Genomic DNA, 7,109 nt, shown 5'->3' with positions numbered 1-7,109 from the left:
GCAGTCAGAGGCGATGAAAGACGTGGTAGCCTGCGAAAAGCTTCGGGGAGTCGGCAAACAGACTGTGATCCGGAGATGTCTGAATGGGGGAACCCAGCTGTCATAAGACAGTTACCTTACACTGAATACATAGGTGTATGGAGCGAACCAGGGGAACTGAAACATCTAAGTACCCTGAGGAAAAGAAATCAACCGAGATTCCCTTAGTAGTGGCGAGCGAACGGGGACCAGCCCTTAAGTTGTTTAGAGATTAGCGGAACGCTCTGGAAAGTGCGGCCATAGTGGGTGATAGCCCTGTACGCGAAAATCTCTTTGCAATGAAATCGAGTAGGACGGGGCACGAGAAACCTTGTCTGAACATGGGGGGACCATCCTCCAAGGCTAAATACTACTGACTGACCGATAGTGAACTAGTACCGTGAGGGAAAGGCGAAAAGAACCCCGGAGAGGGGAGTGAAATAGATCCTGAAACCGTATGCGTACAAGCAGTGGGAGCCCACTTTGTTGGGTGACTGCGTACCTTTTGTATAATGGGTCAGCGACTTATTTTCAGTGGCGAGCTTAACCGAATAGGGGAGGCGTAGCGAAAGCGAGTCTTAATAGGGCGTCTAGTCGCTGGGAATAGACCCGAAACCGGGCGATCTATCCATGGGCAGGTTGAAGGTTGGGTAACACTAACTGGAGGACCGAACCGACTACCGTTGAAAAGTTAGCGGATGACCTGTGGATCGGAGTGAAAGGCTAATCAAGCTCGGAGATAGCTGGTTCTCCTCGAAAGCTATTTAGGTAGCGCCTCATGTATCACTGTAGGGGGTAGAGCACTGTTTCGGCTAGGGGGTCATCCCGACTTACCAAACCGATGCAAACTCCGAATACCTACAAGTGCCGAGCATGGGAGACACACGGCGGGTGCTAACGTCCGTCGTGAAAAGGGAAACAACCCAGACCGTCAGCTAAGGTCCCAAAATCCTGGTTAAGTGGGAAACGATGTGGGAAGGCTTAGACAGCTAGGAGGTTGGCTTAGAAGCAGCCACCCTTTAAAGAAAGCGTAATAGCTCACTAGTCGAGTCGGCCTGCGCGGAAGATGTAACGGGGCTCAAACCAGGTACCGAAGCTACGGGTATCATCTTAGGATGATGCGGTAGAGGAGCGTTCTGTAAGCCTGTGAAGGTGAGTTGAGAAGCTTGCTGGAGGTATCAGAAGTGCGAATGCTGACATGAGTAACGACAATGGGTGTGAAAAACACCCACGCCGAAAGACCAAGGTTTCCTGCGCAACGTTAATCGACGCAGGGTTAGTCGGTCCCTAAGGCGAGGCTGAAAAGCGTAGTCGATGGAAAACAGGTTAATATTCCTGTACTTCTGGTTATTGCGATGGAGGGACGGAGAAGGCTAGGCCAGCTTGGCGTTGGTTGTCCAAGTTTAAGGTGGTAGGCTGAGATCTTAGGTAAATCCGGGATCTTAAGGCCGAGAGCTGATGACGAGTGTTCTTTTAGAACACGAAGTGGTTGATGCCATGCTTCCAAGAAAAGCTTCTAAGCTTCAGGTAACCAGGAACCGTACCCCAAACCGACACAGGTGGTTGGGTAGAGAATACCAAGGCGCTTGAGAGAACTCGGGTGAAGGAACTAGGCAAAATGGCACCGTAACTTCGGGAGAAGGTGCGCCGGTGGAGGTGAAGCATTTACTGCGTAAGCCCCTGCCGGTCGAAGATACCAGGCCGCTGCGACTGTTTATTAAAAACACAGCACTCTGCAAACACGAAAGTGGACGTATAGGGTGTGACGCCTGCCCGGTGCCGGAAGGTTAATTGATGGGGTTAGCTAACGCGAAGCTCTTGATCGAAGCCCCGGTAAACGGCGGCCGTAACTATAACGGTCCTAAGGTAGCGAAATTCCTTGTCGGGTAAGTTCCGACCTGCACGAATGGCGTAACGATGGCGGCGCTGTCTCCACCCGAGACTCAGTGAAATTGAAATCGCTGTGAAGATGCAGTGTATCCGCGGCTAGACGGAAAGACCCCGTGAACCTTTACTATAGCTTTGCACTGGACTTTGAATTTGCTTGTGTAGGATAGGTGGGAGGCTTTGAAGCGTGGACGCCAGTCTGCGTGGAGCCAACCTTGAAATACCACCCTGGCAACTTTGAGGTTCTAACTCAGGTCCGTTATCCGGATCGAGGACAGTGTATGGTGGGTAGTTTGACTGGGGCGGTCTCCTCCTAAAGAGTAACGGAGGAGTACGAAGGTGCGCTCAGACCGGTCGGAAATCGGTCGTAGAGTATAAAGGCAAAAGCGCGCTTGACTGCGAGACAGACACGTCGAGCAGGTACGAAAGTAGGTCTTAGTGATCCGGTGGTTCTGTATGGAAGGGCCATCGCTCAACGGATAAAAGGTACTCCGGGGATAACAGGCTGATACCGCCCAAGAGTTCATATCGACGGCGGTGTTTGGCACCTCGATGTCGGCTCATCACATCCTGGGGCTGAAGCCGGTCCCAAGGGTATGGCTGTTCGCCATTTAAAGTGGTACGCGAGCTGGGTTTAGAACGTCGTGAGACAGTTCGGTCCCTATCTGCCGTGGACGTTTGAGATTTGAGAGGGGCTGCTCCTAGTACGAGAGGACCGGAGTGGACGAACCTCTGGTGTTCCGGTTGTCACGCCAGTGGCATTGCCGGGTAGCTATGTTCGGAAAAGATAACCGCTGAAAGCATCTAAGCGGGAAACTTGCCTCAAGATGAGATCTCACTGGAACCTTGAGTTCCCTGAAGGGCCGTCGAAGACTACGACGTTGATAGGTGGGGTGTGTAAGCGCTGTGAGGCGTTGAGCTAACCCATACTAATTGCCCGTGAGGCTTGACCATATAACACCCAAGCAATCTGCGACATGCCTTGATAAGTGAAGGCAGAGCCAGATTGCGGTGACTGTGAAGACGACACGAACCGAAAGTTTGTTCGCACACTGAACCTGAGCTATCACATACCCATTCGCTGGCACGTAACCCGCAAGGGCCAACGCACCGGCAACCGAATTTCTTGACGACCATAGAGCATTGGAACCACCTGATCCCATCCCGAACTCAGTAGTGAAACGATGTATCGCCGATGGTAGTGTGGGGTTTCCCCATGTGAGAGTAGGTCATCGTCAAGATTAAATTCCAGAACCCCTGATCGCTTACGCGTTCAGGGGTTTTGTTTGTGCGCGAAGAAAAAGGATTAGCCGTAGGAGCGCGCTTGCCCGCGATGGACAACCACGCGCTCTATCTGGCACACCGCCTCGCAGCCTTCTGCAGCGCCTACAGGTTCACCGCGATCGGTAGGACCGAATTCATTCGGGAAGGCTGTCTGTCAGGCGATACATAAGCTGCGGATGTACCGCCCCCTCGCGAACAAGTTCGCTCCTACCGTCCATGCGCGAACCTCGGTAGGACCGAATTCATTCGGGAAAGCTATATGTCAGGCGTTACATAAGCTGCGGATGTACCGCCCCCTCGCGAACAAGTTCGCTCCTACCGTCCATGCGCCAAGCTCGGTAGGACCGAATTCATTCGGGAAGGCTATATGTCAGGCGTTACATAAGTTGCGGATGTACAAACCCCTTCGCGAACAAGTTCGCTCCTACCGTCCATGCGCGAACCTCGGTAGGACCGAATTCATCGGGAAGGCTGTCTGTCAGGCGATACATAAGCTGCGGATATACCGCCCCCTCGCGAACAAGTTCGCTCCTACCAGTGCAACTGCCCATTGATATCGTGCACGCCTGCAACATCATTCCCTCCAGCCACAAAAAAGCCCCCCTTGCGAACAAGGAGGGCTTTCTCAGTACCAGCGATTACTCACCGCGGTAGATACAACCACTGGTGCACGTTTCGTGAATACGTATAGCAGACAGCTCCGGCAACAGCGGCTTGAGCTCAGCAAAGATCCATTTGGCGAGGTTCTCGCTGGTTGGGTTTTCAAGCCCGGGTATGTCATTCAAATAGTGGTGGTCGAGGCGTTCATAAAGCGGCTTGAAGATCGCCTTGATTTCAGAGAAATCGCGGATCCAGCCGATGTGCGGATCGACTTCACCTTCCAGATGGATAGCGATGCGGAAGGAGTGCCCATGCAGCCGTCCGCATTTATGACCTTCGGGCACGTGAGGCAGGAAGTGGGCCGACTCGAACGTAAACTCTTTAAAAATTTCCAAAATGTTCAACTCTAAAAATGGCGATCGTCGCAGCGACGCATGCAGGCCAAGAGTTTATCAGCATTGGTTTGGGCTTTGCGCTAAAACGCGGTAGTTCATCCGCACTGATGGCACCTAGCCAGATAGATTCAGGTTGAATTAAGTTGGGACGTTTATTCTAAATGCATAGGAATAAACATTCTCGATGGAGCCTGATAGTGAAAACCCTGACTGCGCTTTTGGCTTCTGCCCTTCTGGTATTTACCAGCGGTGCAGTCAGCGCTCGCGACATTTCCCCTGACGAAGCTGCTACATTGCGCGCCGCTGGCAGCATTAAAAGCGCGGAGCAGCTTAACGCAGTAGCGTTGGCCAGGCACCCTGGCGCGACCATCAATGACACCGAGCTTGATGAAAAATACGGCAAGCATGTTTATGAGGTTGAGCTTACCGACCCTCGAGGTATCCACTGGGACGTAGATATCGATGCCGCGACCGGGAAGGTGCTCAAAAATCATCAGGACCGATAATGAAGTTACCTAAGCGTCGTGGCACTCTTGTTTGCCTTGTGCTGGTCTGCATCTCTGTGCAAGCGAGGGACCTGGATCAGGATGAAGCGCTGAGCTTGCGTCAGAAGGGCACTATTCTTCCGCTTGAGCAGTTGATGGATTTGGCCATGGCCCGTCATCCGGGCGCCAAGTTATTAGAGGCGGAACTTGAAGAGAAGCATGGCGTTTACGTTTATGAGTTTGAGATTCTGACCTCGGAAGGGGTCGTCCGCGAGCTGAAATATGACGCTCGGGACAGTCGACTATTGAAGGATGAGGAAGACTGATGCGCCTGTTACTGGTAGAAGACCATGTCCCGCTGGCTGATGAGCTGCTTTCTGGTCTGGGCAGACAGGGCTATGCCGTTGACTGGCTTGCGGACGGGCGTGATGCGGTGCACCAAGGCGTAACCGAGCCCTATGATTTGATTATTCTCGACCTTGGCTTGCCAGGGCTTCCAGGTCTGGAAGTGCTCGAACAATGGCGTACCGCAGGTCTGGCAACGCCGGTTCTGGTACTCACGGCGCGAGGCTCCTGGTCTGAACGTATAGAAGGGCTGAAGGCCGGTGCTGACGATTACCTGACCAAGCCTTTTCATCCCGAAGAGCTGCAGCTGCGTATTCAGGCGTTGTTGCGCCGCTCCAAAGGACTGGCCAATCAGCCTCGTCTTGAATCCGCTGGTTTGCACCTGGACGAAGGGCGTCAATGCGTTAATCAAGGCGGAGTAGACATTCAGCTGACCTCCGCTGAATTCAGATTGCTGCGTTACTTCATGCTGCACCCCGAGCAGATCCTTTCAAAAAGCCATTTGGCTGAGCACCTTTATGACGGTGAAAACGAGCGTGATTCCAACGTCATTGAAGTGCATGTGAATCACCTCAGACGCAAGCTGGGTAAAGCCGTGGTCGAAACCCGGCGCGGTCAGGGCTATCGTTTTGGCGGGGAGCCTGCTGCTTGAAGTCTATTCAACGTCGCTTGAGCATCGGGCTCATCAGCGTGATGGTTCTAGTGTGCGTTGTGTTGGCTCAAACCAGCTTGTGGCTGTTTGAGTTAGGTTTGCAGCGTTATCTGGAAGCCGGATTGCGCAACGAAAGCGAAAGCCTGCTGGTTGCCTTGGTGCGCGGCCAGAATGGCGTGCAACTGGATGAGCATCGACTGTCGCCTGCCTATCAGCGGCCTTATTCCGGGCACTATTTTCGAATTGATTTTCCGGAGGGCCACTGGCGCTCCAGATCGTTATGGGATCTGGAAATTCCCGATCCAGGTTCGAGTGGGTTACATGCGAGCTACGAGTTAGGTCAGACAGGCCAGTCCTTGCTACTGCACAAGGCCGATTACCGGAAATTCGGTCAGGACCTGTCAATTACCGTTGCCCAGGACTACACACCGGTCAGGGCGAGCTTTCTTCGGGTACAACAAATTGGCCTCGGGCTGGGACTTGCCGCTCTCCTGCTGATTCTGGCTCTGCAGCGGGTAACGGTGCGTCGTGCCTTGCGTCCACTGGATCGGGCCCGTGAACAGCTTGTTCAGCTCCAGCAAGGCAAGCGTTCCCAACTGGATGAAGAGGTACCCGTAGAACTCGAACCTCTTGTGTCGCAAATCAACCATTTGCTGGAGCATACCGAAGACAGCCTGAGACGCTCGCGCAACGCGCTCGGCAACCTGGGTCATGCATTGAAAACGCCACTGGCAGTCCTGTTCAGCGCCATTGCCAGCCCCAAATTCGATGCCCATCCCGCCCTGCGTAATATTCTGCGTGAGCAACTGGAACAGATTCAGCAACGCCTGGCGCGTGAGCTGAATCGTGCGCGGCTATCCGGCGATGCGTTGCCCGGTGCGCATTTTGATTGTGATGCCGAATTGAGCGGACTGTTCGCCACCTTGCGCATGATCCATGGCGAGCACTTAAACCTTGAGATGCACGTCAAGCCAGGTCTGTCTCTACCTTGGGATCGTGAGGATATTCTGGAACTGCTGGGCAACTTGCTGGACAACGCCTGCAAATGGGCGGACAGCGAAGTATTGCTGACGATTAGTAGGGAGGAAGCGAGCTTCAGTATTGTGATCGAAGACGACGGTCCCGGTATCCCTGAAGCCATGCGCGAGGAAGTCTTCAGCCGTGGTGCGCGTCTGGATGAGCAAATCACCGGTCATGGACTGGGCCTCGGTATCGTGCGCGATATCGTTCAGGTGTGGGGCGGCCATCTGCAACTTGAAGCCAGCCACTCAGGTGGGCTTCGAGTACGGATTGACCTGCCTGATCGTTCAGCGATCGATTGACTTGCTCAGTAAGCCATTAGGCACGTCATTAACCTGGCAACTATCGCTCAATATTCCTGCGTTCAATACGGGCTTTACTTACGAGCACTTCAGAAGCCTCTCAACTTTTCAGCCAGATTGC

Annotated in this window: 5 protein-coding genes and 2 rRNA genes (1 of these 7 running past the window's edge); 6 read left to right on the top strand and 1 reads right to left on the bottom strand. The window is 53.4% G+C overall.

The features are described from left to right. Both K3169_RS20145 and rrf read left to right on the top strand, forming a co-directional pair. A 23S ribosomal RNA gene (locus K3169_RS20145) occupies positions 1 to 2,859 on the top strand; it begins 35 nt to the left of the window's first position. A gap of 171 nt (positions 2,860 to 3,030) precedes the next feature. Further along, positions 3,031 to 3,146, top strand: a 5S ribosomal RNA gene (rrf, locus tag K3169_RS20140). A gap of 681 nt (positions 3,147 to 3,827) precedes the next feature. Here the strand turns inward: rrf and queD are convergent. Then, positions 3,828 to 4,184, bottom strand: a complete 357-nt coding sequence (gene queD / locus K3169_RS20135) for a 6-carboxytetrahydropterin synthase QueD (RefSeq protein ID WP_080238016.1) — start codon at positions 4,182 to 4,184, stop codon at positions 3,828 to 3,830. 197 nt (positions 4,185 to 4,381) lie between these two features. Between queD and K3169_RS20130 the strand changes: the two genes are divergently transcribed. The 4 genes from K3169_RS20130 to K3169_RS20115 are packed head-to-tail and all read left to right on the top strand — an operon-like array spanning position 4,382 to position 6,988. Beyond that, a complete protein-coding gene (locus K3169_RS20130; protein WP_027899382.1) occupies positions 4,382 to 4,690 on the top strand; it encodes a PepSY domain-containing protein in 309 nt (102 codons plus the stop codon). Then, positions 4,690 to 4,995 (top strand): PepSY domain-containing protein, encoded by a 306-nt coding sequence (locus K3169_RS20125; protein ID WP_099271228.1) that lies wholly within the window; start codon positions 4,690 to 4,692, stop codon positions 4,993 to 4,995. Before K3169_RS20130 ends, K3169_RS20125 begins: the two co-directional genes overlap by 1 nt. Then, positions 4,995 to 5,666, top strand: coding sequence for a response regulator transcription factor (locus K3169_RS20120; RefSeq protein WP_122394837.1), 672 nt, complete (start codon positions 4,995 to 4,997; stop codon positions 5,664 to 5,666). The genes K3169_RS20125 and K3169_RS20120 overlap by 1 nt, the downstream gene beginning before the upstream one ends. Continuing rightward, on the top strand, positions 5,663 to 6,988 hold the full coding sequence (locus tag K3169_RS20115; protein WP_099271227.1) for a sensor histidine kinase: 1,326 nt from the start codon (positions 5,663 to 5,665) through the stop codon (positions 6,986 to 6,988). The genes K3169_RS20120 and K3169_RS20115 overlap by 4 nt, the downstream gene beginning before the upstream one ends. Positions 6,989 to 7,109 lie beyond the last annotated feature (121 nt).

This window comes from Pseudomonas phytophila, assembly GCF_025643095.1.
GTDB classification, from domain to species: Bacteria; Pseudomonadota; Gammaproteobacteria; order Pseudomonadales; family Pseudomonadaceae; genus Aquipseudomonas; species Aquipseudomonas quasicaspiana.
This window is presented reverse-complemented; position numbering and strand designations above follow the sequence as displayed.

Excerpts from the sequence above, each read along its gene's own strand:
- K3169_RS20125 (WP_099271228.1), top strand. The coding sequence starts at position 4,690 with ATGAAGTTACCTAAGCGTCGTGGCACTCTTGTTTGCCTTGTGCTGGTC.
- K3169_RS20120 (WP_122394837.1), top strand. The coding sequence starts at position 4,995 with ATGCGCCTGTTACTGGTAGAAGACCATGTCCCGCTGGCTGATGAGCTG.